This window comes from Pectobacterium sp. S5, from assembly GCF_051707265.1.
GTDB classification, from domain to species: Bacteria; Pseudomonadota; Gammaproteobacteria; order Enterobacterales; family Enterobacteriaceae; genus Pectobacterium; species Pectobacterium polare.
In genome coordinates this window covers 133,944-157,910 of the sequence record NZ_JAULSZ010000003.1, presented here as the reverse complement: position 1 = coordinate 157,910, position 23,967 = coordinate 133,944, and the positions used below count along the sequence as shown (strand labels likewise).

The following is a 23,967-nucleotide window of genomic DNA, read 5'->3' as shown; positions in this document are numbered from 1 at the left end:
TTACCTTGGCTTGAGGCGTGGAAAGTCCCTTCAATATCAGTCTGAAAGACGAGTGGCCGAAAAGAGAATTTCAGACGAAATAAAAAATACAAAAAAGCCAGCGCTGTTGCCAACGCTGGCTTTTATTATCCGCTTACCGCCGACCGAAGTCGGTCAATCAGCCTTTAATCATCGCATGCATTTCCTGCACGGAAGTCACTTTCTCCGTCGGATCTGCCGTCAACGACATGGCCGTGGCGAAACCGCCGTTCAGCGTCGTGTCGTAGTGCACCTTGTATTGCAGTGCGCTGCGGCGAATCAGCTTGGAATCTTCAATCGCTTGACGCCCTGCGGTGGTGTTGACGATGTAGGTGTACTCGCCGTTCTTGATGCGGTCCTGAATGTGCGGACGACCTTCATGCACCTTGTTCACCAGACGCGGATTAATACCGGCTTCGCCCAGCTCAATCGCCGTGCCGTGCGTGGCATCCAGCTCAAAGCCGTACTTCAGCAGCTTGGCCGCCAGATCCACCACGCGAGCTTTGTCGCCTTCACGTACCGACAACAGCGCACGTCCGGTTTTCTTCATGTGTGAACTGCTGCCCAACATCGCTTTAGCAAACGCTTCAGCAAACGTGCGGCCTACGCCCATGACTTCACCGGTTGAACGCATTTCTGGCCCCAGAATCGGGTCAACGCCAGGGAATTTGTTGAACGGCAGCACCACTTCTTTTACCGAGTAATACGGCGGGATAATTTCTTTCGTGACGCCCTGCTCAGCCAGCGTTTTGCCTGCCATCACGCGTGCCGCGACTTTCGCCAACGGAACACCCGTCGCTTTCGAGACAAACGGTACGGTACGCGCCGCACGTGGGTTCACTTCAATCAGATAAACTTCGTTATCCTTCACCGCGAACTGCACGTTCATCAGACCGCGAACGCAGAGTTCAAACGCCAGTTTTTCAACCTGCTGGCGCATCACGTCCTGAATCTCTTTGCTCAGCGTATAAGCCGGCAGTGAACAAGCCGAGTCGCCGGAGTGAACGCCCGCCTGCTCGATGTGCTCCATAATGCCGCCAATCAGCACGCGCTCGCCGTCACAAATCGCATCAACATCAACTTCGATGGCATCATCAAGGAAGCGGTCTAACAGCACCGGCGCATCGTTGGACACGCTAACCGCGTTTTGGAAGTAACGACGCAGGTCGATTTCGTCGTACACGATTTCCATCGCGCGGCCGCCCAGAACATAAGAAGGACGGACAACCAGCGGGTAACCAATGCCACGCGCTTTTTCTACCGCTTGCTCAATGGTCGCGACCGTGGCGTTAGCCGGTTGCTTCAGCCCCAGACGATTAACGGCCTGTTGGAAACGTTCGCGGTCTTCTGCACGGTCAATCGCATCTGGGCTGGTGCCGATAACTGGCACACCCGCAGCTTCCAGCGCACGCGCCAGTTTCAATGGCGTCTGGCCACCGTACTGCACAATCACGCCTTTTGGCTTCTCGATGCGGACGATTTCCAGCACGTCTTCAAACGTTACTGGTTCGAAGTACAGACGGTCAGACGTATCGTAGTCTGTTGAAACGGTTTCCGGGTTGCAGTTGACCATGATGGTTTCATAACCATCTTCACGCAGCGCCAGTGAAGCGTGGACGCAGCAGTAGTCAAATTCGATCCCTTGACCAATGCGGTTCGGCCCACCGCCCAGTACCATGATTTTGTCACGATCCTGAGTTGGATTGGCTTCACACTCTTCTTCGTACGTGGAGTACATGTAAGCTGTATCGGTCGAAAATTCTGCCGCACAGGTATCGACACGCTTATAGACCGGATGCAGGTCAAACTTATCGCGCAGCTTGCGAATTTCGCTTTCCGCCACGCCAGCCAACGTCGCCAGACGCGCATCGGCAAAGCCTTTACGCTTCAAGGCACGCAGGAAATCAGCATCCAGCGCGGTGACACCTTTTTCAGCAACCTGCTCTTCCAGACGCACCAGCTCTTCAATCTGCACCAGGAACCAGCGGTCAACGTTGGTCAGGTTAAACACGCCATCGACAGACATCCCCGCACGGAAAGCATCGGCGATGTACCAGATACGCTCGGCACCCGCATCTTTCAGCTCGCGGCGGATTTTGGTCAGCGCTTCTGGATCGTCCAGATCCACTTTCGGATCGAAGCCAGTCGCGCCCACTTCCAGGCCACGCAGCGCTTTCTGCAAGGATTCCTGCTGCGTACGACCAATCGCCATCACTTCACCCACAGATTTCATCTGCGTGGTCAGACGGTCGTTAGCACCAGCGAATTTCTCGAAGTTGAAACGCGGAATCTTAGTCACAACGTAGTCGATAGCAGGCTCGAAAGACGCTGGCGTACGACCACCAGTGATGTCGTTCATCAGCTCATCGAGCGTGTAACCCACTGCCAGCTTGGCCGCGATTTTTGCAATCGGGAAGCCCGTCGCTTTAGACGCCAGCGCGGAAGAACGTGATACACGCGGGTTCATCTCAATCACGATCAGACGGCCGGTTTTCGGGTTTACCGAGAACTGAACGTTAGAACCGCCTGTTTCTACGCCGATTTCACGCAGTACCGCCATCGAGGCGTTACGCATGATTTGATATTCTTTGTCGGTCAGCGTTTGTGCAGGTGCAACGGTGATGGAGTCTCCGGTGTGGATCCCCATGGCATCGAAGTTTTCGATTGAGCAGACGATGATGCAGTTGTCGTTCTTATCACGCACCACTTCCATCTCATACTCTTTCCAACCGATCAGCGATTCATCAATCAGCAGCTCTTTGGTTGGAGAAAGATCCAGGCCGCGTTCGCAGATCTCTTCGAACTCTTCACGGTTGTAAGCGATACCGCCACCGGTGCCGCCCATCGTAAAGGAAGGACGGATGATGCACGGGAAGCCGACGTCAGCTGCAACCGCCAGCGCTTCTTCCATATTGTGTGCAATACCGGAACGCGCGGTATCCAGACCGATCTTCTTCATTGCCACGTCGAAGCGGCGGCGATCTTCTGCTTTATCAATCGCATCCGCCGTTGCACCAATCATGGTCACGCCGAATTCGGCCAGCACGCCCTGACGTTCCAGTTCCAGCGCACAGTTCAGCGCAGTCTGGCCGCCCATCGTTGGCAGCACGGCATCTGGGCGCTCTTTTTCAATGATTTTGCGCACTACTTCCCAGTGAATCGGCTCGATGTAGGTCGCATCGGCCATTTCCGGGTCGGTCATGATAGTTGCCGGGTTGGAGTTCACCAGAATAACGCGGTAACCCTCTTCACGCAGCGCTTTACACGCCTGTGCACCAGAGTAGTCAAACTCACACGCCTGGCCGATAACAATCGGGCCTGCGCCCAGAATCAGGATGCTTTTAATATCTGTACGTTTTGGCATTTTCTCGCTCCTGATTATTTAGCTGAAGAACGGTAAGTCTGAATCAAGTCAATAAAGTGGTCGAACAGCGGCGCGGCATCATGCGGGCCTGGGCTCGCTTCTGGGTGACCCTGGAAGCTGAACGCGGGCTTATCCGTGCGGTGAATCCCCTGAACCGTATGGTCAAACAGGGATTTATGCGTGACGCGCAGCGTGGCAGGCAGATTATTTTCATCAACCGCAAAGCCGTGGTTCTGCGCGGTAATCATCACACAGTTGTTATCCAGATCTTTGACCGGATGGTTGCCACCGTGGTGACCCAGCTTCATTTTGATGGTCTTCGCACCGCTTGCCAGAGCTAGCAGTTGGTGACCCAGACAGATACCGAATACCGGAATATCCGTTTCCAGGAAGGTTTTGATCGCGCGAATCGCATAATCGCACGGTTCCGGGTCGCCCGGGCCGTTAGAGAGGAAAATACCGTCTGGATTCAGCTTCAGTACGTCCTCAGCAGGTGTCTGCGCCGGAACGACCGTCAAGCGGCAACCGCGATCCACCAGCATACGCAGAATGTTGCGTTTCACACCGTAGTCATAAGCAACAACGTGGTAAGGCAGTTCGCTTTCATTTTTCGCCGCAGGCAATTCGCCTTCCAGCGTCCAGCTTCCCTGTAACCAGCTGTAGCTTTCTGGCGTCGTCACTTCTTTTGCCAGATCCATGCCCTTCAGCCCTGGGAACGCTTTCGCTTTCTCCAGCGCGACGGCGGCATCCGGCGCATCACCCGCAATGATGCAGCCATTCTGTGCGCCTTTTTCACGCAGCAGACGGGTCAGTTTACGAGTATCGATATCAGCAATGGCGACGATGTTGTTGCGTTTGAGGTATTCAGACAGGCTTTCTTCACTACGGTAGTTGCTGGCAATCAGAGGTAAATCGCGAATCACCAGACCTTGAGCCTGTACAGAGGGGGATTCTTCATCGTTGGCATTGGCGCCGACATTACCGATATGGGGATAAGTGAGAGTGACAATCTGGCGGGAATAGGAAGGATCAGTAAGGATTTCTTGATAACCGGTCATCGACGTATTGAAGACCACTTCCCCCACTGCCGACCCTTCTGCCCCAATGGCCCGACCGTGGAATTGGGTTCCGTCTTCCAGAACCAATAGCGCTGACTTAATCAAAACACCCTCCAAGGAATAAACAATCACGTTATTTGCATATTAATTCAGATTTGAGTCACTAAATCAATGCAAAAACTACCTGTAAGGCCAATTTTTGGCAAATTGGGCGCATTTTAATGATGGTCTTCCCGATTGTCTACCCAAACCGCTTTTTTTCTCTTATTTTTATGCTTTACGAAATAAATAGTGGCCCACTGACGTAAAAAACCCGATCAACTTAGATAAGTAAACGGTTGCGAGACAACATCGTTAAAATAAGGATAACAAATCGCCAGTAAAGGGTATTTCGGGAGTAACAAGGAAGAATTACCGCTAAAAAATCGAATTAAAAACAGAAAAAAAGAAACAACAAGATAAAATTGATACGTAACAGGTAAAAATAAAGGTGATCTTAAAAATAACCACCTTTATCAGCTAGATATAATTTTTTATAAACAATTAAATACTACAAATCATCCAGAGAAAGCACATCGCTCATATCAAAAAGGCCACTTTCTTTCGAATTAATCCAGACAGCGGCTCTTACTGCGCCATTGGCAAACGTCATACGGCTCGATGCCTTGTGGGTAATCTCAACACGCTCGCCAATGTCAGCAAACATCGCCGTATGTTCACCGACAATATCGCCCGCTCGCACGGTAGCAAAACCAATGCTTTTCGGATCGCGTTCACCCGTATAACCTTCACGCGCGTACACGGCACAGGACTTCAGATCGCGTCCCAGCGCATCGGCGATCGCTTCGCCCATCGCCAGTGCGGTACCCGACGGCGCATCCACTTTGTGGCGGTGGTGTGCTTCAATAATTTCGATATCAGTATAGTCACCCATGACCTTGGCCGCTTTTTCCAGCAGCTTCAGCATGACATTAACGCCAACGCTGAAGTTCGCCGCAAATACAATCCCGATATCCTGTGCAGCCTGCTTAATCGCCGCTTTCCCTGCGTCATCAAAGCCGGTTGTGCCAATAATCATGCCTTTACGGTGCTGACGGCAAAATGCCAGATGCGCTAAGGTGCCTTCTGGGCGGGTGAAGTCGATCAAAATATCGAAATCATTCTGCACGGCATCCAGGCTTTCATTCACGGTAATACCGCTTTTCCCCAGCCCGGCGAGTTCACCAGCATCGCTGCCTATCAGAGACGAACCAGAACGCTCCAGCGCCGCGCCCAATACCACGCCGTCCATTTGCTCGATAGCCTGAATCAGCTGGCGTCCCATACGGCCACCGGCACCTACAACCGCAATACGGATGGATGAATCCTTCATAATGTCTCTCTCTTTTTGATCCTGACGACATAAAAATAACATCAGGTTAACGGGCGCTGCACACTACCGCCAGCGGATTTACCGCCAGATTAGAAAATACTGTTTGAAGCCGCAGAAAATCAGCAAAACTGTCTAACCAAAGGTATCAGAATGGCGCTCAGAGCGGTGAAAAGCCGTAAGGTATTTGAAGATAAGCAGAAGTGGTCAAAATTAAAGCATATGGCATAACGCATAAAAATTCATTTTTATGCATTAACATTTTCATGAGTGAATATAGGGTGAGAAAACGGAAGGGGATAACTGCGGCAAGGCCAAAGCCCTACCGCAGAAACAGCATTAATCTACCTGTTTGACGTCAACACGCAGCTCTTTCGGCACTTCAAAGACGATGTTTTCTTCACGTCCCTGCATTTCAATTGCCACCTTACCGCCTAATTCTTTCAGGCGCTGAATCACCTGTTGTACCAGAATATCCGGTGCCGATGCGCCTGCGGTTACCCCAACATGTGAAGCGCCCGCTAGCCATGATTCCTGGATATCTTCGGATGAATCAATCAGGTAAGCCGCTTTCCCCGCGCGCTGTGCCAATTCAGCCAAGCGGTTGGAGTTTGAGGAGTTTTTAGAGCCTACGACAAAAACGACATCAGCCTTATCCGACAAGTGGCGAACAGCTTCCTGACGATTAGTCGTGGCATAGCAGATGTCATCTTTACGCGGGCCAACAATCTGCGGGAAACGCTCACGCAAGGCATCGATCACCGCATAGGTATCATCAACAGAAAGCGTGGTTTGCGTCATAAAGCACAGGTTGCTTTCGTCTTTTACCTGTAGCTGCCAGACATCCTCAGGGGACTCTACCAGATACATGCCGCCGTCCGCACTGCTGTACTGCCCCATCGTCCCTTCAACTTCAGGGTGTCCAGCATGCCCGATAAGAATCGCTTCTACGCCTTTCTTACTGGCTCTGGCCACTTCCATATGCACCTTGGTCACGAGCGGACAGGTCGCATCGAATACCGTCAGATCGCGGTTTTTGGCTTCATTACGTACCGCTTGCGAAACGCCATGTGCAGAGAAAATCAGAATCGCACCATCCGGCACGTCTTCAATCTGCTCAATAAAAATCGCGCCACGTTCGCGTAATCCGTTGACCACATAGCGGTTATGTACCACTTCATGACGGACGTAGATCGGCGTACCAAAAAGCTCCAGCGCACGTTCCACAATGCTGATAGCCCGATCGACACCGGCACAAAAGCCGCGCGGATTAGCCAGCAGGATCTGCATGTGTCACCTCCTGTTGTACGGGATCGATATCCAGCACTTCAAGATCGAAGGTAATCGCCTGACCGGATAGCGGGTGGTTGAAATCCACGGTGACCGACTCTTCGGTCACATCGCGGATAATCCCCGGCATATCATTCCCGGCAACACCGCTGAACAGCATGATGGTGCCAACATCCGGCACACCGGTCTGGGCGAAATCACGACGCAAGAAGAACTGGATCAGATTCGGGTTGGTCGGCCCAAAGGCCGACTCCGGAGGCAGCGTAAACTTGCGTTTATCGCCACGCTTCAATCCCAACAGATGTTGTTCCAACGCTTCAGACAGGCTGCCGTCGCCAAGGCGAAACAGCGCTGGCTTGCCGCGTTCACGCGTAGATTCAGCCGCTGAGCCATCCTCTAGCGTCAGAATAAAATGCACCAGCAGCGCGCTGTTATGCTGAACACTCTCGGACATCAGTGACCCTTTTGCTTAACGGTATCAGTATCATCATGCGTACTGAAAAACCCTTCCAGTACGATGAGCGCCGCACCAATACAGATAGCAGTATCGGCAAGGTTAAACGTGGCGAAGTGCCAGTCACCGACATAGAAGTCGATGAAATCGACAACAAATCCGTGCCATGTCCGGTCAAACAGATTGCCCAGTGCGCCGCCGATAATCAGCGAATACGCAATGTTATTGAGCCGCTGTTTGACGCTGCCACGGTACATCATCACCAGCAGTGCAACCACGATAGCAATCGCGATGCCAGCAAAGAACCAGCGTTGCCAACCGCCTTTATCCGCCAGGAAGCTGAATGCTGCGCCGTAGTTACGGGCGTAATGCAGATTCAGAGAAGGCATCACTGGCACCGTATCGCCCAGCGCAAAGTGGGCAAGAATCCACTGTTTGCTACCAAGATCGACAATTAAAACCAGTATCGCCAGCCAAAGCCAGCGCAGTCCACTCGAACAGATCTTATTCATCAGACAAATTTACGCTCTTCGCCGTTACCGCCCACGTTAGTCGCACAGCGACCACACACTTCAGGATGCTCGGCATTGCTACCGATATCCGTCTCGTAATGCCAGCAGCGTGGACACTTGTGCCCTTCTGCCTCACTTAAGGCAATTTTCAGTCCAGTGAGTTCCGTTTCCTGCGCGTTATCCGGCGCATTTTCATAACGTTCCACCAGCGCTTTTGACGTCAACAACGCAAAGTGCAGTTCCTGACGCAGCTGGTTCAGCTTACCCGCCAGATTGGCATCGGCGTACAACGTAACAGAGGCTTCCAGCGATCCACCGATACGTTTGTCATTACGCGCCTGCTCGATGACTTTGTTCACTTCGCTACGCACTTTCAGGACATCCGCCCAGAACGCATCGTTCATGGTTTCTGCGCTATCCAGCGCGAACAGACCGTCATACCACTCTTCGGTAAAGACGTACTGCGCACGCTCGCCCGGCAGGTAGTTCCAGATTTCATCCGCGGTGAAGGACATAATCGGTGCCATCCAACGCACCAGCGCTTCTGAGATATGGTATAGCGCGGTCTGGCAGCTACGGCGTGCCACGCTGTCGCTTTTTGCCGTGTACTGACGATCTTTAATGATATCCAGATAGAAGGATCCCATCTCGATCGAGCAGAACTGCATCAGACGTTGTACGACACGGTGGAAATCATAGCTTTCATACGCTTCAAGGATCTCGTCCTGCGCGGCTTTCGCACAGCTAACCGCCCAGCGATCCAGCACAACCATGTCTTCTGGTTTCACACTATCTTTCTGTGGATCGAACCCGTTCAGGTTCGCCAGCAGGAAACGTGCGGTGTTACGAATACGGCGGTAGGCATCGGCAGAACGCTTCAGGATCTCATCGGATACGGCGATTTCACCGGAGTAATCCGTTGAACCGATCCACAGGCGCAGAATGTCGGCACCGAGTTTGTTCATCACATCCTGCGGGCTGACGGTATTCCCGATCGACTTGGACATCTTGCGACCCTGACCATCAACGGTGAAACCGTGAGTCAGTACCTGACGGTAAGGTGCTTTGCCTTTGATCGCCGTAGAGATCATCAGAGAAGACATGAACCAGCCGCGATGCTGGTCAGAACCTTCCAAATACATATCCGCTTCATGGCCGCCAAATTCAGGGCGAACATCGACTACGGACGCGTGCGTCGATCCAGAATCGAACCATACGTCCAGCGTGTCTGGTACTTTGACGTAGTTGTCAGCGTCTGCGCCCAGCACGTCGGCCGGATCGAGATCCCACCATGCCTGGATGCCATCGGCTTCAACACGTTTCGCTACCGCTTCGATCAGCTCAGCGGTACGCGGATGCAGTTCTTCCGTCTCTTTGTGGACGAACAGCGACATTGGCACGCCCCAGGTACGCTGACGGGAGATACACCAGTCAGGACGGTTGGCGACCATCGCTTCGATACGCGCCTGACCCCAATCCGGGATCCACTGCACGCCTTTGATTTCAGACAGCGACTGCTTACGCAGGCCTTTCTGATCCATGCTGACAAACCATTGTGGCGTCGCACGGAAAATGATCGGCGACTTATGACGCCAGCAGCACGGGTAGCTGTGCTGCAATTTCTCTACGTGTAGCAACATGCCTTTTTCACGCAGGATTTCAACGATCAGGTCGTTGGCTTTGAAAACGAATTTGCCATCCAGTTCAGGATAGGTGCCGCTCAGGTAGCAGCCGTTCGGCCCCACCGGGTTGGCGATTTCCAGATTGTATTTCTGGCTGATCACATAGTCGTCAGGACCGTGACCACCGGCGGTATGCACCGCACCGGTACCCGCATCCAGCGTCACGTGCTCGCCCAGAATGGCCGGTACGTCGAAGCCCAAGAACGGATGTTTGAAACGCAGCAGTTCAAGATCCGCGCCTTTGCAGTCGCCCAGAACGATCCACTGGGTCACGCCGACGCGCTTCATCACGCTTTCAACCAGATCGGCCGCCAGAATCAGCGCCTGACCGTCAATCTGCACCAGTTGATAATCGAATTCCGCATTCAGCGAGATCGCACGGTTTGCCGGCAGCGTCCACGGCGTCGTCGTCCAGATCACCAGTGAAACCGGGCCGTCTACGCTACTCACGCCAAATTTGGCTACTACCGCCGCCACATCGCTGGCGTTAAACGCGACATCAATAGATGGAGACGTTTTGTCGTAATACTCAACTTCCGCTTCCGCCAGCGCGGAACCACAGTCGGCACACCAGTGAACCGGCTTGGCACCCTTGTGCAGGTGGCCGTTTTCAATGATGCGGCCCAGCGCACGAATGATGTTCGCTTCGGTTTTGAAATCCATCGTCAGGTAAGGACGATCCCAGTCGCCCAGCACGCCAAGACGAATAAAGTCGGCTTTCTGACCCGCAACCTGCTCTGCCGCATATTTACGGCACTCAGCGCGGAATTCTGCGGCGCTGACTTTCTCGCCAGGCTTACCGATCAGCTGTTCTACTTTCAGTTCAATCGGCAGACCGTGGCAGTCCCAGCCCGGCACATAAGGGGAGTCGTAGCCAGACAGACCTTTTGATTTAACAATAATATCTTTCAGAATCTTGTTAACTGAGTGACCAATGTGAATGCTGCCGTTCGCGTACGGAGGGCCATCGTGCAGAATGAAGGTCTTCTTTCCCTTCTTCGCATTGCGAATAATCCCGTACAGATCCTGCTCATACCAACGTTTCAGCATGTCAGGTTCGCGCTTGGCCAGATCGCCACGCATCGGGAACCCTGTTTCCGGCAAGTTCAGGGTAGTCTTATAGTCACTCATTAGATTCTCGATTTCGTTTCGGCTAGAAAAATTAAACCGGTGTCTTTAACCCGAAGAACGTCCGGGCTGTCACCACATCATCGGCGATTTGCTGTTTTAACGCATCGAGCGAAGCAAAACGCTGTTCATTACGGATCTTTTTACGCAGTACGACTTCAATATGACGACCATAAAGGTTCATCGTCACGTCCAGCAAATGCACTTCAAGCTGCTGGCGTTTGTCACCGTTTACGGTCGGACGCGTGCCAATGTTGGCAACGCCCGGTAGCGGTTCTTGCCCCAGCCCATAAACGCTGACGGCATACACGCCGCTAACAGGAGAAACCTGACGTTTCAGCGGCAGGTTGGCAGTAGGGAACCCAATGGTTCGCCCCAATTCTTTGCCATGTTCCACACGCCCGGAAATGCTGTAAGGATGGCCCAACAGACTTTCTGCCAGCTCAAGTTCATCACGACTGAGCGCTTCACGTACGGCAGTGCTGCTAACCCGTTTGCCGCCATTACAGAACGAATCGGTGCTGATGACATCAAATCCCGACTCACGTCCAGCCTTCTGTAATAACAGGAAATCTCCCTGACGACCAGCCCCGAAGCGGAAGTCATCTCCCACCACCAGAAACTTCACGCCCAATTTTTTCACCAGCAGGGAAGAAACGAACGTCTCCGCATCGTTGGCGGCAAAATGCGCATCGAATCTGACGCACAGCAGATAGTCCACGCCGGCCTGCGCCAGATATTTCACCTTGTCACGCAGACGCGTCAGACGGGCGGGCGCTTTTTCCGCAGCGAAGAGTTCCAGCGGCTGTGGTTCAAAAATCATGACCATCACTGGTAACCCACGAGCGCGACCTTCCTGCTTCAGTCGTTCAAGCAGCATTTGGTGTCCGAGGTGCACGCCGTCAAAATTACCAATAGTGAGCACACAGCCGTAATGGTGTGCCCGAAGATTGTGTATACCGCGAATTAGCTGCATGGCTGGCCCAGAACAAAGGGTTAATATTATGGAAATCGGCGGATTATACCTTGTACAGCGAGTAAGGTTAACCCGCGATTCGCGCCTTTTGCAGCCACCTTGTAAATCGTGCCAGTATTTGCGCGTTTTTTAGCGGAATCATCGATGGATGACACCTATACGCAGAATATCCAGACAGCGGACAGCACATGCAATCCGACTTTACCGATGACAGATAGGGCTTTATCAAATTCAGGATGAATTTATGATGCGAAAAGCTGTATTCCACCGCGTGAAGCTGCTAAAATCCTGCGCCATCACAACGTAACAAGTGTCGACGTACAAACGACGCTTATTTGCACAAATCCATTGACAAACGAAGGCTAAACGAGCATATTCCACGGCCTTTGAATTGTCCTCGATTGAATATATTTGGGAGTTGGACCTTGGCTAATATCAAATCAGCTAAGAAACGCGCCGTACAATCTGAGAAGCGCCGTAAGCATAACGCAAGCCGTCGCTCAATGATGCGTACTTTCATCAAGAAAGTATACGCGGCGATCGCTACTGGCGATAAAGAAGCGGCACAGAAAGCATTTAATGACATGCAACCGATCGTGGATCGCCAGGCTGGTAAAGGCCTGATCCACAAGAACAAAGCTGCACGTCATAAATCCAATCTGGTTGCGCGCATCAACGCCATGCAATAATCACGCATCTGCGTGTTGTTGCTAAGAAAAAACCGGCCTAGGCCGGTTTTTTTGCGTCTGTAATTTCATGACAAGTGCTTATCTATCGTCTTACTACAGACCCGTTGCTCTGTCACAGAAGAGCGCTGAAAAATCCGCGTTACACACGCGCTGCACCGCTGGATGTTGGATCATTCTGGCCGCAAAAATCGCATAATACTCATCCTGAATATTCTCAATCCTGCCGATCTCGACGATATCGCCCTGCTGGTAGATTTCATTAGCATACAGCGACGGTGCAACAAAAATCGCGTCATTATTAATGCCGAACGCGGTCATCAGCGCCGCATCATCAAATTCGCCCAAAATAGTCGTCTGAATATTTTGCGCAGTAAACCAGTTCAGCAGTTTCCGTCCCAGCATGGTTCGCCGCCCAGGAATCAGCAGCTTACGTTGTTCAAGACAGGCAGGAAAAGGCTGCTCAGGCTGCGGACGTTTACAATAAAAGCTCACAGCACATTCACCCAGCTTGAGTGAAAACAGCCCTTCCTGCTGCGTCGAATCCACCGGACAATCCGACAGAATCATGTCCAGCTTATGCTGGCTCAACTGCTCCAGCAGCATTTCGTGCGTCGACTCAAAACAGCGTAAATGGATATGTTCCTGTTCCGTTACGACCGTTTCGAGCACCCTGCTCACCAGCCGTTTGGACAGCGCATCTGCCACGCCAACATCGAATAACAGGTTCGATTCTTTGCGGTAGTTCACAATATCCAACATTTCCTGGCTAAGCTGGAACATGCTATCCGCATAGCGAAAAACAAGCTGCCCCAGCTCCGTCGGTTCCAGCCCGCGTCCCTTACGCTTGAAGAGCTTGCCCTGTAAACGCTCTTCCAGGCATTTGATTTGCCCGGTAATCGTCTGCGGCGTTAAGAACAGCGTCTCTGCCGCACCCGCAACGGATCCCGACTTATAAACCTGCCAGAAATAATAGAGATGATTAAAATTCAAATGAGACACACCCGCCCCCTCTTCGCGCCTCCGGCATAGCATCAACCCTTACACGGTTGCATCACCTTGTCCAGCGTAGGCAGCACCCCGCGTAGCGCCAGATAGCCAAGCAGCGCCGCCAGCCCCGATGCCAGCAGAATTCCCAGCTTGGCATAGGTAATCAATTCCGCGTCGCCGCCGGAGAAAGCCAGTAGCGTAATGAATATCGACATGGTAAAGCCGATACCGCACAGCACTGACACTGCTACGATCTGGCTAAAGCAGACGCCAGCAGGCAGACGCGCGTAGCCCAGTCGGATGGTTAGCCAACTGAACAAAGTAATACCCAGCGGTTTACCAATCAGCAACCCGGCGGCAATGCCAAGGCTCAAAGGGGAAAACAGTTTTTCCAGCACAATCCCCTGCAACACAATACCTGCGTTCGCGAAGGCAAACAGCGGAATAATCAGAAACGCGACCCACGTTTGTAAGCCATGTTCCAATGTGGTTGCCGGAGAAGATTCGCCGTTGGACGTGCGTAAAGGAATAAAGAATCCGACAATCACCCCAGCTAACGTCGCATGAATGCCACATTTTAGAATGCAGACCCACAAGACGATCCCCACCAATAAATAGGCGGAAGTTTTACCAACCTGCTGCCTGTTCATATAGGCCAGCGCCGCAATTGCCAGCACCGCACCGCCCAGCGCAGGCCAGAAGATCTGCTGCGTATAAAACAGGGCAATGATCAGGATCGCCCCCAGATCATCAATGATCGCCAGCGCCAGCAGGAAGACTTTCAGCCCAGCGGGAACTCGTTTGCCCAATAGCGTCAGCACTCCAATGGCGAACGCGATATCTGTCGCCGCGGGAATCGCCCAGCCAGCGCGCGTCACCTCATCATTCGCGTTGAAAAGCAGAAAGAGCAAAGCAGGAAAAACCATTCCGCCTACCGCAGCCGCCAATGGCAGCATTGCCTGTTGACGGCTGGCTAACGAGCCTTCGACGAGCTCGCGTTTCACTTCCAGACCAATCAGCAGGAAGAAAATCGCCATCAGGCCATCGTTAATCCACAGCAGCAGGTTCTTATTGATTTCCAGTGCGCCAAACCGCATTTCCACCGGCATCATCAGGAATTGTTGATAGCCAGCAGCAGTCACAGACCAGTTGGCAAACGCGATCGCCAAAACCGTTGCCATCATTAGCATCACACCAGCGGCGGCATCCAATCGAATAAAGCGACGAATCATTGTTATCATTGACTTAATCTCCCGTCAGGCACGAACGCCAATACCGTACGTTCGCTTTCTTGCAGGCAAGATTACGTGACCTAACCACTCGTTAAAAGCAGATTAAAACTGGCTTATTCATCGTAAAAAACGATCTATGGAATAGAGTGTATCTAGAGAGGAAGGAATCAAAAACGTCGGGAGCATTTTTCAACGTTGCGCAGCAACGGCCGCAAGGTGACAGACAAGGATGTCCGTCATAAAAAAACCGGCAGGTTTACCCCACCGGTTTCTTATCACGCGTTAACGACAAATCATTAACGGGTTAAATCATCGAAAAATTTCTTCACGCCATCGAAAAAGTTTTTCGAGCGTGGGCTATTTCTCTCGCCTGACGGTCCACCAAAGCTCTCATCAAGCTCTTGCAGCAGTTGTCTTTGACGCTCATTCAGGTTAACCGGCGTTTCTACAACCACACGGCACAGCAGATCGCCCTGCGCACCGCCACGTACCGATTTCACGCCTTTGCCACGCATACGGAACAGTTTCCCGGTTTGCGTTTCCGCAGGCACTTTTAGCTTCACGCGGCCATCCAACGTCGGGACTTCAATCTCGCCGCCTAATGCTGCCATCGCAAAATTGATCGGCACTTCGCAGTACAGATTGTTTTCTTCACGCTGGAAGATCGGGTGCGCTTTAACCTGCACCTGAACGTACAAATCACCTGACGGTGCGCCATGCTCGCCCGCTTCGCCTTCACCAGACAAACGGATACGGTCGCCCGTGTCCACGCCAGCCGGAATTTTCACCGACAGCGTTTTGCTCTTCTCTACGCGACCATGACCGTGGCATTTGATGCACGGATCTTTAATGATCTTGCCGCGACCATGACAGTGTGGACACGCCTGCTGCACGGTAAAGAAGCCCTGACGCATCTGAACCTGACCATTACCATGACAGGTCGGACAGGTGATCGGGGAGCTACCCGGCTTCGCGCCGTTACCGTGGCACACATCACACTCTTCGAGTGCGGGAATACGGATCTCTTTGGTGACGCCACGTACCGCTTCTTCCAGCGTCAACTCCATGTTGTAGCGTAAATCGGATCCACGGCTCGCGCGCTGACGGCGACCGCCGCCAAAAATGTCTCCGAACACGTCGCCAAAAATATCACCAAAATCGGCACCGCCGCCGCCAAAGCCACCGCCGCCTCCGCCCATACCACCTTGCTCAAACGCCGCGTGACCGTACTGATCGTAGGCTGCGCGTTTTTGCGAATCGATAAGGATTTCGTAGGCTTCTTTGATCTCTTTGAACTTGGCTTCTGCCTCGTTATCACCAGGATTACGGTCCGGGTGGTACTTCATCGCCAGACGCTTGTACGCTTTCTTTATTTCGCGCTCATCTGCGTTTTTAGCAACGCCCAGGCTTTCGTAATAATCTTGCTTCGCCATTTCTTTTCCTGCCCCTCAACATGCATGCACGGGCGCAGAGTTTCCTCGACGCCCGTGCTGATTGCCAGCAATAGCTTTGTGACAGCTACTGCGCCCGCTCAAGGGCGATTACTTTTTATCTTTGACTTCTTCAAACTCAGCATCAACGACATCGTCGTCGCGACGAGCAGAGGCATCATCAGCGGCACCTTCAGCACCTGGCTGTGGCTGAGACGCTTCCAGCAGCTTGCCAGAAACCTGAACTAGCGCCTGAATTTTCGCTTCGATTTCTGCTTTGTCTTCGCCTTTCAGCGCGCTTTCCAGCGCTTTCAGTGCATCGTCAATCGCAGTTTTATCATCAGCGGCCAGTTTGTCGCCCACTTCTTCCAGCTGCTTACGCGTGCTGTGCAGCAGGTGATCGCCCTGGTTACGAGCCTGAACCAGCTCTTCAAACTTACGGTCAGATTCCGCATTCGCTTCTGCATCACGTACCATTTTCTGGATTTCTTCTTCGTTCAAACCAGAAGATGCCTTGATAGTGATTTTCTGCTCGCGGCCGCTGTTTTTGTCTTTCGCGGAAACGTGCAGGATACCGTCGGCATCGATGTCAAAAGTCACTTCGATCTGTGGCATACCGCGCGGCGCAGCTTGAATACCATCTAGGTTAAACTGACCCAGAGATTTGTTGTCATGCGCACGCTTACGCTCACCCTGCAGAACATGGATCGTTACCGCAGACTGGTTGTCTTCCGCCGTCGAGAATACCTGACTGTGTTTAGTCGGGATCGTCGTGTTTTTGGCGATCAGCGGAGTCATCACGCCGCCCATGGTTTCGATACCCAGAGACAGCGGGCTTACGTCCAGCAGCAGAACGTCTTTCACGTCACCCGACAAGACACCGCCCTGAACCGCAGCACCGATAGCAACGGCTTCGTCTGGGTTCACGTCTTTACGTGGCTCTTTACCGAAGAAGTCAGCAACTTTCTTCTGAACCAGAGGCATACGCGTCTGACCACCAACCAGAATCACGTCCTGAATTTCAGAAACGGACAGGCCAGCATCCTGCAACGCCACTTTCAGCGGTTCCAGAGAACGGTTTACCAGCTCTTCTACCAGTGATTCCAGTTTCGCACGAGTCACTTTGATGTTCAGGTGCTTAGGACCAGTAGCGTCCGCCGTGATGTACGGCAGGTTAACGTCGGTCTGCTGTGCAGAAGACAGTTCGATCTTGGCTTTTTCTGCGGCTTCTTTCAGACGCTGCATGGCCAGTGGATCGTTGCGCAGGTCGAAACCTTGCTCTTTCTTAAATTCGTCAACCAGATAGTTGATCATGCGGCTATCGAAGTCTTCGCCACCCAGGTGGGTGTCACCGTTGGTCGCCAGAACTTCAAAGGTTTTTTCGCCATCAACTTCGTCAATTTCGATGATGGAAATATCGAACGTACCGCCGCCCAGGTCGTAAACGGCAATAGTGCGGTTACCGACTTCTTTATCCAAACCGTACGCCAGCGCTGCCGCGGTTGGTTCGTTGATGATACGTTTGACTTCCAGACCCGCGATACGGCCAGCATCTTTGGTTGCCTGACGCTGCGCATCGTTGAAGTAAGCCGGTACGGTGATAACCGCTTCGGTGATGGTCTCACCCAGATAGTCTTCCGCCGTTTTCTTCATTTTTTTCAGCACTTCAGCTGAAATCTGCGGCGGAGCCATTTTCTGATCTTTCACTTCCAGCCATGCATCGCCATTATCTGCCGCGATAATTTTGTACGGCATGATGTTGGCATCGCGCTGAACTTCTTCGTCTTTGAAACGACGGCCAATCAGGCGCTTGATAGCAAACAGTGTATTTTTCGGGTTGGTCACTGCCTGACGTTTAGCCGGTTGGCCAACCAGAGTTTCACCATCTTGCGTATAAGCAATGATTGAAGGCGTGGTGCGATCGCCTTCGCTATTTTCCAGTACTTTTACCTGAGTACCGTCAATAATCGCGACACAAGAGTTGGTTGTACCCAGGTCGATACCAATAATCTTACCCATCTAAACATCTCCACTAAAAAGTCATATTCGGTGTGGTGGTTAAACCTACTGTGCGGGCGAAATGTCATTTTTCAACAAGATTTCTCGTTTTCCAACGACACACCCTCGTTTTTCATCAGCAGCACACGTTTCATTTTCATGCTAACCACCGATGTAACGGCCCGACACACGCCTTTGCGGCAGGTCAAACTGTTTCGGTTGGAAATAAGATGGGGCCAACATTTCTATCATCAAGGGGGGAAGATGAAAAAAAATGACCTTTATCCCTCGTACGATCAAACTATTCTGCCTTCCCCATGTTGTGTCCGTTCCAAACGCCCGATATGATGCCGCGCTCGCCACAGAAATGGGGACATTTCCCTACATAATGGCGGGCAATAACACCTAAACGACACCTATCCCAACGTGATTGGCGCACTCGCTAACCTTAATGCCGCGCCCGACGCGAAGGGACTATTAATAATCTGTTATTGCAGAGGATTTATGAGCACGAACACGTTGGCAAATCCTGGTCCATTAGGACTGATGGGCTTCGGGATGACCACTATTCTGTTGAACCTGCACAACGCAGGCTTTTTCCCACTTTCTTCCATCATTCTCAGCATGGGTATTTTCTACGGCGGCATCGCCCAGATTCTGGCTGGCCTGCTGGAATATAAAAAAGGGAATACGTTTGGCGTGACCGCATTTACGTCTTATGGCGCATTCTGGCTGACGCTGGTTGCCATTCTCATGCTGCCAAAAATGGGTCTGGCGGAAGCCAGTGACGCTCAGTTCCTTGGCGTGTTCCTTGGCCTGTGGGGCGTCTTCACGCTGTTTATGTTCTTCGGTACATTCGGCACCAACCGCGCTCTGCAATTTGTCTTCGGCAGCCTGACCGTGCTGTTTGCGCTGCTGGCCGTAGGCAACTTTACTGGCAACCACGCTCTGCTGACCTTCGCGGGTTACGAAGGCATCATCTGTGGCGCTAGCGCAATTTATCTGGCAATGGCTGAAGTGCTGAACGAGAAGTTTGGCCGCACCGTACTGCCAATTGGTGCTCGTGGCGCGTCTCACTAAGTTCTGACGTAATACAAGTACTGCGTTACATGCTAACGAGCCCTGTCAGATTGACAGGGCTCGTTTGTTTTTGATGACGTGCTATTTTCTGATAACAGCGTGCTTAAACTTCGACGGGCGAACGATCGCGCGCGTCGCTATCGGCAGAAGCACGCGATTCCGCATCCAGATCGCGTTGCAAATAAATACCCAACAGCAATCCCACGGCAGCCAGCGTCAGGACGTAGAAGGCCGGTGCCATCGGCGTCGCCTTCATAATCAGCGTCACGAAGACGGGCGTCAGGCCACCGAAAATAGCGTAGGAAACGTTGTAGGAAAAAGAAATCCCAGAGAAGCGCACCGCCGCTGGGAACGCCCGCACCATGACATAAGGCACGCCGCCCACCACGCCAACGCTGAGCCCCACAATCGCATAGCTGACAAAGAGCAACGTCGTACTGCTTGCTGCCGAGCTATAAAAGAACCAGCTACAGGCAGCCAGCGACAGGCTACCCACAATAAACAGCTTGCTGGCACCGAAGCGGTCAACGAGTAACCCCGCGCCGACGCAGCCAACCATCAGCGCAATCGTTGCCAGACAGTTCGCCTGCAATGCCAGCGCAGCAGGAATGCCGTGGACTTTTTGCAGGTAGGTCGGTGCCATCAGAATCACGACGACTATGCACGCAGACAGCAGCCAGGTCAGCAGCATGGAAACCACAACCGCACGTTTATGATTTAAGACGACAGATTTCAGCGGCAGCTCTTCCGCCAGCTTTTTCTGCTCACGCATTTCCATAAAAATGGGGGTTTCCTGCAACCAACGGCGCAGATACATAGCGACAAGACCGAATACCCCGCCAATAAAGAACGGCAGACGCCAGCCGCCGCCCGACATCTGCTCTGGCGTGAGCACCGTGTTCAGCAACGTCGCGATCAACGAACCCAACAGAATTCCCATCGTCAAGCCGGCAGTCAGCGTACCGCAGGCAAACCCAATACGGGCGCGAGGTACATGCTCCGCAACGAAGACCCATGCGCCGGGGACTTCCCCACCGATTGCTGCACCTTGCAGCACGCGCATTAACAGCAGTAAAAGCGGTGCCGCAATGCCAATGGCTTCATAAGTTGGCAGCAAGCCCATTGCCAGCGTCGGTAACGCCATCAGCAATATGCTCAGGCTGAACATTTTCTTACGTCCGCTCTTGTCGCCAAAGTGGGCCATGATGATGCCCCCAAGCGGGCGGGCCAGATAGCCTGCGGCGAAAATACCGAACGTCTGTACCTGCCGCAGCCATTCAGGAATATCTGGTGGGAAAAAGAGCTCGCCAATCACGGCGGCAAAGAAGACGAAAATAATAAAATCGTAAAACTCTAACGCGCCACCCAGCGCAGCCAGAGACAGCGTTTTATAGTCCTGCCGGTTCAATCGGCGAGGATGGGCGTGTTGATCCTGAGTCATAAGTTACCGTGCATTGCCAGAGTGAGAAAAACATCACCGCAGTGTGTAAAGTAGAAATTACTATAGCGGCAAAATTTTTATACACCAGCAAAGCTGAATCTTATGTTTCAAATCGCCTAACTTCAGTCTTTTATTTCGCGCACGGCATTTTTAGGGCGAAAAGCTGCTACCACATCCGCATTGGTTTCAATATAAGGGCCTTCCAGCAGCTGGATACAATACGGTACGCTGGCAAAAATACCGGCCACAATCACCTTGCCATCTGCATCTTTTAAGCCTTCCAACGTTTCCTTAATCGATTTGGGTTGTCCTGGAAGATTAAGAATCAGCGCCTGTTTACGCAGCACGCCCACCTGACGGGAAAGAATCGCAGTAGGAACGAAGCGCAGGCTGATCTGTCGCATTTGTTCGCCAAACCCCGGCATTTCTCGATCGGCAACGGCCATCGTGGCATCCGGCGTGACATCACGACGTGCGGGCCCTGTTCCTCCAGTTGTCAGCACCAGATGACAGCCGCGTTCATCAACCAGTTCACACAGCGTTTGTTCAATCATCGGCTGTTCATCCGGCACCAGCCGGGTTTCCACTTCAAAAGGCGTGGTCAGAGCGCTGCGGAGCCAGGATTCCAGTTCTGGGATGCCTTTATCCTGATAAACCCCGCCGGAAGCGCGATCGGATACAGAGACCAAGCCAATACGCAATACGTTCATAAGCACCTCAGTTTAAACAAAACACCAATTTTATCAGGATATTGACGACTTTTAGCAAACAATTAGCTCTCATGAGGAAATTCACACGATGTTCGTTATCTCACGCGAGTGCGGCATGACATTTGATAATAATTATTAAATAGCGTCTCAAAAAAATTAAAGGATAACTTAAATTAATAATAACGTGACGCAATTAAAATTTAAGAATAGCTGGCGAATAAAAAAGATCGCCTACCTATTAAGAGCAGGTGAAATAAGCCGATAGATTAAAGAGAAAAGGATGATATCCACCACGACAGAACATCACGTTAAATCAAATAATATGATAAAATTAAAGCACTTCTTTAGTATCACAATAAGTAAAAAAGCCCTATCAAGGAAGTCGCCATGAACGATCTTAAGTATAAGATACTTAAACTTTTTGCCCATCCGACATACGCTTTTCTTCTGTTCGGGGCGATTTCTTTTATCTTCACCATCATTATTATGCATGAAGCCAACAAGTCGACTTGGAAAACAGAACGGATAAATCTCGATACCGCGATCAAAACCTACGGTTCCTACACCAACAGCGGTGAAGTAACAGAAAGCGATATGATTCGGCAATCCGGTACTTATTTATTGTCACGTACCAGAACATTTGCCTTTAACACGCGGGATTCGCGTAGCGAATGCATAAACAAGCTTTCCTCTTCCGATCTCAACTTCAACGATATGGCCGTTATTCGCACCTGCCAAAATAAACTGCCCTCTATCGGGGACTATGCAGGTAAAAACACGCTGACAATTATTTTCCCTATTCTGTCGCCAACCGATGAATTGCTGGGTATCTGGATAAGAACGACGTCAGAAAACCCACCGCCATCATTTATCCAAACGCTGTTATCCTGGTCCTCACTTCTCGTTATTACTGGCAGCGTGCTGCTTTGCGCCGTTTTAGGCAGCTTACTGTCGCTGCTAACGAAAAAATATTTGGTGGAATTACCTATCATCGCGCGGTATGACGATCTCACCGGCTATTTACGGCGAGATGCGTTTTTTCTGGCCACCAATAAAGCCTTTAGTATCGCTAACCTGACCAAGCGTCCCGTTAGCGTCATTCTGATCGACATCGACTACTTTAAGCAGGTGAATGATAGCTTCGGCCACAGCGTCGGCGATGATGCCCTAAAATTTGTTGCCGATACCTTTAAAAAATCATTTCGTCGCGAAGATATTTTTGGTCGTATTGGCGGCGACGAATTCGCCATCGTCTTACCGAATATCGGATTAGATGATGCGTACACCATCGTGGATAAAGCAAGAGAGCGCCTGAGCAACACGCCTTGTGAAACAGCCGCCGGGAAAATCAGGCTAACGGTCAGTATTGGGTTGGTTGAATACGAAGTCACTGGAGAAGACTTAATCGAAGTGATGAAACGCGCCGATGATAATCTTTATATCGCGAAGAAAACCCGTAACGCGACGGCGAAATAGCCCGATTCCCGCCACAACGCCATACTACAGACAAAAAAATAGCCGGAATTCCCGGCTATTTTTATCAGCAGAATGCTTACAGTAAATCTGCAATCATCTTTTCCAGTTTTTCCTGGTCGATAGCAAACTTACGGATCCCATCGGCCAGCTTATCAATCGCCATTGGATCCTGGTTGTGCTGCCAGTAGAACTCCGCTTCCGTCATTTTCGCCGGACGGACTTTCACTTCACCGACGTAAGACAGCTTGCGGACGATCTCGCCTTCGCTTTCTGACAGCTCTTTCAGTAGAGCAGGTGCAATCGTCAGACGGTCACAACCGGCCAGTTCCAGAATCTCACCAACGTTACGGAAGCTCGCACCCATCACGACGGTTTCATAGCCGTGCTCTTTGTAGTAGTCATAGATTTCGCTAACGGAAACCACGCCAGGATCTTCATGCGGCGCGAATTCTTTCTTATCGCCATTGGCTTTGTACCAGTCAAGAATACGGCCAACAAACGGTGAAATCAGGAACACGCCCGCTTCAGCACAAGCGCGCGCCTGTGCAAAGGAGAACAGCAGCGTCAGGTTACAGTTGATGCCTTCTTTTTCCAGCTGCTCCGCCGCGCGGATGCCCTGCCAGGTGGAAGCCAGTTTAATCAGGATACGCTCGTTGCTGATGCCTGCGTCGTTGTACAGCTTGATCAGGTGTTTTGCCTTCGCCACGCTAGCTTCGGTGTCATAAGACAAACGCGCATCCACTTCTGTGGAGATGCGGCCTGGGATCAATTTTAAAATTTCGAGACCGATATTGACCGCCAGTTTATCCGTGGCATCCACGACCTGCTGTTTGCGATCGCTGCTCTGCTCACGCGCCCAGACAATTGCCTCGTCGATAAGCTTGCGGTATTCAGGAATTTGCGCAGCGTTCAGAATCAGTGAAGGGTTCGTGGTCGCATCTTGCGGCTTGTACAGTTTCATTGCCGCAATATCGCCGGTATCAGCTACAACCGTGGTCAGTTGGCGTAGGGAAGTCAGTTTATCCGTCATGTTGGCATGTCTCGTTGTTTATACGTGGTGCTCGTGAATGAAA

General features: G+C 51.7%; 18 protein-coding genes. 3 read left to right on the top strand and 15 right to left on the bottom strand.

The window, feature by feature from the left end:
- Positions 1–157: 157 nt before the first annotated feature.
- The 8 genes from carB to ribF all read right to left on the bottom strand — a co-directional run bounded on the left by carB (position 158) and on the right by ribF (position 11,851).
- Positions 158–3,382: a carbamoyl-phosphate synthase large subunit gene (gene carB / locus QWJ20_RS13165; protein ID WP_039487125.1), complete on the bottom strand. Its 3,225-nt coding sequence runs from the start codon at positions 3,380–3,382 to the stop codon at positions 158–160.
- A gap of 14 nt (positions 3,383–3,396) precedes the next feature.
- Positions 3,397–4,545, bottom strand: coding sequence for a glutamine-hydrolyzing carbamoyl-phosphate synthase small subunit (gene carA / locus QWJ20_RS13160; protein ID WP_095700654.1), 1,149 nt, complete (start codon positions 4,543–4,545; stop codon positions 3,397–3,399).
- 445 nt (positions 4,546–4,990) lie between these two features.
- The gene (gene dapB, locus QWJ20_RS13155) at positions 4,991–5,812 is read right to left on the bottom strand and encodes a 4-hydroxy-tetrahydrodipicolinate reductase (RefSeq protein ID WP_433992713.1); all 822 of its coding nucleotides are present in this window, start codon (positions 5,810–5,812) and stop codon (positions 4,991–4,993) included.
- A gap of 336 nt (positions 5,813–6,148) precedes the next feature.
- A complete protein-coding gene (ispH, locus tag QWJ20_RS13150; RefSeq protein ID WP_095700656.1) occupies positions 6,149–7,099 on the bottom strand; it encodes a 4-hydroxy-3-methylbut-2-enyl diphosphate reductase in 951 nt (316 codons plus the stop codon).
- Positions 7,080–7,553 (bottom strand): FKBP-type peptidyl-prolyl cis-trans isomerase, encoded by a 474-nt coding sequence (gene fkpB, locus QWJ20_RS13145; RefSeq protein WP_433992712.1) that lies wholly within the window; start codon positions 7,551–7,553, stop codon positions 7,080–7,082. Before fkpB ends, ispH begins: the two co-directional genes overlap by 20 nt.
- Positions 7,553–8,068 carry a signal peptidase II gene (gene lspA, locus QWJ20_RS13140; protein WP_094371036.1) on the bottom strand — a complete coding sequence of 172 codons (516 nt, stop codon included), beginning with the start codon at positions 8,066–8,068 and terminating at the stop codon, positions 7,553–7,555. Before lspA ends, fkpB begins: the two co-directional genes overlap by 1 nt.
- Positions 8,065–10,878 (bottom strand): isoleucine--tRNA ligase, encoded by a 2,814-nt coding sequence (gene ileS, locus QWJ20_RS13135; protein WP_433992711.1) that lies wholly within the window; start codon positions 10,876–10,878, stop codon positions 8,065–8,067. Before ileS ends, lspA begins: the two co-directional genes overlap by 4 nt.
- 31 nt (positions 10,879–10,909) lie before the next feature.
- A complete protein-coding gene (ribF, locus tag QWJ20_RS13130; RefSeq protein ID WP_433992710.1) occupies positions 10,910–11,851 on the bottom strand; it encodes a bifunctional riboflavin kinase/FAD synthetase in 942 nt (313 codons plus the stop codon).
- Positions 11,852–12,276: 425 nt separating this feature from the next.
- Here ribF and rpsT point away from each other — a divergent pair, with 425 nt between their 5' ends.
- Positions 12,277–12,540, top strand: a complete 264-nt coding sequence (gene rpsT, locus QWJ20_RS13125) for a 30S ribosomal protein S20 (protein WP_010681770.1) — start codon at positions 12,277–12,279, stop codon at positions 12,538–12,540.
- Positions 12,541–12,633: 93 nt separating this feature from the next.
- Here the strand turns inward: rpsT and nhaR are convergent, their stop codons facing one another.
- From nhaR to dnaK, 4 genes are all read right to left on the bottom strand, one after another.
- Positions 12,634–13,539, bottom strand: coding sequence for a transcriptional activator NhaR (nhaR, locus tag QWJ20_RS13120; protein WP_433992709.1), 906 nt, complete (start codon positions 13,537–13,539; stop codon positions 12,634–12,636).
- Positions 13,540–13,571: 32 nt separating this feature from the next.
- Positions 13,572–14,768 (bottom strand): Na+/H+ antiporter NhaA, encoded by a 1,197-nt coding sequence (nhaA, locus tag QWJ20_RS13115; protein WP_433992708.1) that lies wholly within the window; start codon positions 14,766–14,768, stop codon positions 13,572–13,574.
- Positions 14,769–15,055: 287 nt separating this feature from the next.
- On the bottom strand, positions 15,056–16,192 hold the full coding sequence (gene dnaJ, locus QWJ20_RS13110; protein ID WP_095700661.1) for a molecular chaperone DnaJ: 1,137 nt from the start codon (positions 16,190–16,192) through the stop codon (positions 15,056–15,058).
- 108 nt (positions 16,193–16,300) lie between these two features.
- On the bottom strand, positions 16,301–18,208 hold the full coding sequence (gene dnaK / locus QWJ20_RS13105) for a molecular chaperone DnaK (RefSeq protein ID WP_095700662.1): 1,908 nt from the start codon (positions 18,206–18,208) through the stop codon (positions 16,301–16,303).
- Between the two features lie 483 nt (positions 18,209–18,691).
- Between dnaK and satP the strand changes: the two genes are divergently transcribed.
- Entirely contained in the window at positions 18,692–19,267 is a 576-nt protein-coding gene (satP, locus tag QWJ20_RS13100) for an acetate uptake transporter (protein ID WP_039487144.1), read from the top strand.
- A 103-nt stretch (positions 19,268–19,370) separates the two neighbouring features.
- On the opposite strand, the gene QWJ20_RS13095 is transcribed toward satP, so the two are convergent.
- Together QWJ20_RS13095 and mog are read right to left on the bottom strand one after the other, a co-directional pair.
- Positions 19,371–20,708, bottom strand: coding sequence for an MFS transporter (locus QWJ20_RS13095; protein WP_433992707.1), 1,338 nt, complete (start codon positions 20,706–20,708; stop codon positions 19,371–19,373).
- Between the two features lie 122 nt (positions 20,709–20,830).
- Positions 20,831–21,418 carry a molybdopterin adenylyltransferase gene (gene mog / locus QWJ20_RS13090; protein WP_095700664.1) on the bottom strand — a complete coding sequence of 196 codons (588 nt, stop codon included), beginning with the start codon at positions 21,416–21,418 and terminating at the stop codon, positions 20,831–20,833.
- Positions 21,419–21,805: 387 nt separating this feature from the next.
- Between mog and QWJ20_RS13085 the strand changes: the two genes are divergently transcribed.
- Positions 21,806–22,894, top strand: a complete 1,089-nt coding sequence (locus QWJ20_RS13085) for a GGDEF domain-containing protein (RefSeq protein WP_095700665.1) — start codon at positions 21,806–21,808, stop codon at positions 22,892–22,894.
- A 76-nt stretch (positions 22,895–22,970) separates the two neighbouring features.
- Here QWJ20_RS13085 and tal read toward each other — a convergent pair whose 3' ends face one another.
- The gene (tal, locus tag QWJ20_RS13080; protein WP_433992706.1) at positions 22,971–23,924 is read right to left on the bottom strand and encodes a transaldolase; all 954 of its coding nucleotides are present in this window, start codon (positions 23,922–23,924) and stop codon (positions 22,971–22,973) included.
- Positions 23,925–23,967: the final 43 nt, after the last annotated feature.

Excerpts from the sequence above, each read along its gene's own strand:
- carB (WP_039487125.1), bottom strand. The coding sequence starts at position 3,382 with ATGCCAAAACGTACAGATATTAAAAGCATCCTGATTCTGGGCGCAGGC.
- dapB (WP_433992713.1), bottom strand. The coding sequence starts at position 5,812 with ATGAAGGATTCATCCATCCGTATTGCGGTTGTAGGTGCCGGTGGCCGT.
- ispH (WP_095700656.1), bottom strand. The coding sequence starts at position 7,099 with ATGCAGATCCTGCTGGCTAATCCGCGCGGCTTTTGTGCCGGTGTCGAT.
- fkpB (WP_433992712.1), bottom strand. The coding sequence starts at position 7,553 with ATGTCCGAGAGTGTTCAGCATAACAGCGCGCTGCTGGTGCATTTTATT.
- ileS (WP_433992711.1), bottom strand. The coding sequence starts at position 10,878 with ATGAGTGACTATAAGACTACCCTGAACTTGCCGGAAACAGGGTTCCCG.
- ribF (WP_433992710.1), bottom strand. The coding sequence starts at position 11,851 with ATGCAGCTAATTCGCGGTATACACAATCTTCGGGCACACCATTACGGC.
- nhaA (WP_433992708.1), bottom strand. The coding sequence starts at position 14,768 with ATGATAACAATGATTCGTCGCTTTATTCGATTGGATGCCGCCGCTGGT.
- dnaJ (WP_095700661.1), bottom strand. The coding sequence starts at position 16,192 with ATGGCGAAGCAAGATTATTACGAAAGCCTGGGCGTTGCTAAAAACGCA.
- dnaK (WP_095700662.1), bottom strand. The coding sequence starts at position 18,208 with ATGGGTAAGATTATTGGTATCGACCTGGGTACAACCAACTCTTGTGTC.
- satP (WP_039487144.1), top strand. The coding sequence starts at position 18,692 with ATGAGCACGAACACGTTGGCAAATCCTGGTCCATTAGGACTGATGGGC.
- QWJ20_RS13095 (WP_433992707.1), bottom strand. The coding sequence starts at position 20,708 with ATGACTCAGGATCAACACGCCCATCCTCGCCGATTGAACCGGCAGGAC.
- mog (WP_095700664.1), bottom strand. The coding sequence starts at position 21,418 with ATGAACGTATTGCGTATTGGCTTGGTCTCTGTATCCGATCGCGCTTCC.
- QWJ20_RS13085 (WP_095700665.1), top strand. The coding sequence starts at position 21,806 with ATGAACGATCTTAAGTATAAGATACTTAAACTTTTTGCCCATCCGACA.
- tal (WP_433992706.1), bottom strand. The coding sequence starts at position 23,924 with ATGACGGATAAACTGACTTCCCTACGCCAACTGACCACGGTTGTAGCT.